The following is a 1,653-nucleotide window of genomic DNA, read 5'->3' on the forward strand; positions in this document are numbered from 1 at the left end:
AGTTTGTTAAGAAATAAGATATAACTAAAGAGTTTGATCCTGGCTCAGATTGAACGCTGGCGGCATGCTTTACACATGCAAGTCGAACGGCAGCACGTTTTAGGCAACTAAGATGGTGGCGAGTGGCGGACGGGTGAGTAGAACATCGGAACGTACCCATTAGAGGGGGATAACTTGGCGAAAGTCAAGCTAATACCGCGTAAGCTCGGGAGAGGAAAGCAGGGGATCTTAGGACCTTGCGCTGATGGAGCGGCCGATGACTGATTAGCTAGTTGGTGGGGTAAAGGCCTACCAAGGCGACGATCGGTAGCTGGTCTGAGAGGATGATCAGCCACACTGGGGATGAGAGACGGCCCAGACTCCTACGGGAGGCAGCAGTGGGGAATTTTGGACAATGGGCGGAAGCCTGATCCAGCAATGCCGCGTGGGTGAAGAAGGCCTTAGGGTTGTAAAGCCCTTTCGGTAGGGAAGAAAAGGTATTTTTAAATAGAGGATACTGATGACGGTACCTGCAGAAGAAGCACCGGCAAACTACGTGCCAGCAGCCGCGGTAACACGTAGGGTGCGAGCGTTAATCGGAATTATTGGGCGTAAAGGGTACGCAGGCGGGTGTGTAAGTCAGGTGTGAAATTCCTGGGCTCAACTTGGGGACAGCACTTGAGACTGCATAGCTAGAGTATGGCAGAGGGGGGTGGAATTTCACGTGTAGCAGTGAAATGCGTAGAGATGTGAAGGAACACCGATGGCGAAGGCAGCCCCCTGGGCCGTTACTGACGCTCATGTACGAAAGCGTGGGGAGCGAACAGGATTAGATACCCTGGTAGTCCACGCCCTAAACGATGTCGACTAGTTGTTGGGGTTATTATAACTTTAGTAACGTAGCTAACGCGTGAAGTCGACCGCCTGGGGAGTACGATCGCAAGATTAAAACTCAAAGGAATTGACGGGGACCCGCACAAGCGGTGGATGATGTGGATTAATTCGATGCAACGCGAAGAACCTTACCTACCCTTGACATGTGCGGAAGGTGGGAGAGATTTCACTGTGCCTGAGAGGGAACCGCAACACAGGTGCTGCATGGCTGTCGTCAGCTCGTGTCGTGAGATGTTGGGTTAAGTCCCGCAACGAGCGCAACCCTTGTTATCATTTGCTACGAAAGGGCACTCTGATGAGACTGCCGGTGACAAACCGGAGGAAGGTGGGGACGACGTCAAGTCATCATGGCCCTTATGGGTAGGGCTTCACACGTCATACAATGGTTGGTACAGAGGGTAGCGAACCCGCGAGGGGGTGCGAATCCCAGAAAGCCAATCGTAGTCCGGATTGCAGTCTGCAACTCGACTGCATGAAGTCGGAATCGCTAGTAATCGTGGATCAGAATGCCGCGGTGAATACGTTCCCGGGTCTTGTACACACCGCCCGTCACACCATGGGAGTGGGATTAACCAGAAGCAGGTAGCCTAACCGCGAGGGGGGCGTTTGCCACGGTGAGTTTCATGACTGGGGTGAAGTCGTAACAAGGTAGCCGTATCGGAAGGTGCGGCTGGATCACCTCCTTTCTAGAGATACTCTTGGCCCGTTCACAACTATTGGTTGTTTGCTTTTTTATTAAGGTTTTGGGGCTGTTGATATTTGCAGGGTCTATAGCTCAGC

Annotated in this window: 1 rRNA gene; it reads left to right on the plus strand. The window is 52.6% G+C overall.

Going from position 1 to position 1,653, the window contains the following annotated elements:
• Positions 1-21 precede the first annotated feature (21 nt).
• Positions 22-1,559: ribosomal RNA gene (locus A6733_RS08080) — 16S ribosomal RNA — on the plus strand.
• The last annotated feature ends 94 nt before the right edge of the window (positions 1,560-1,653 follow it).

Origin of the sequence: Candidatus Ichthyocystis sparus (assembly GCF_900078745.1) — a bacterium.
In the GTDB taxonomy this organism is placed as follows: Bacteria; Pseudomonadota; Gammaproteobacteria; order Burkholderiales; family 2013Ark19i; genus Ichthyocystis; species Ichthyocystis sparus.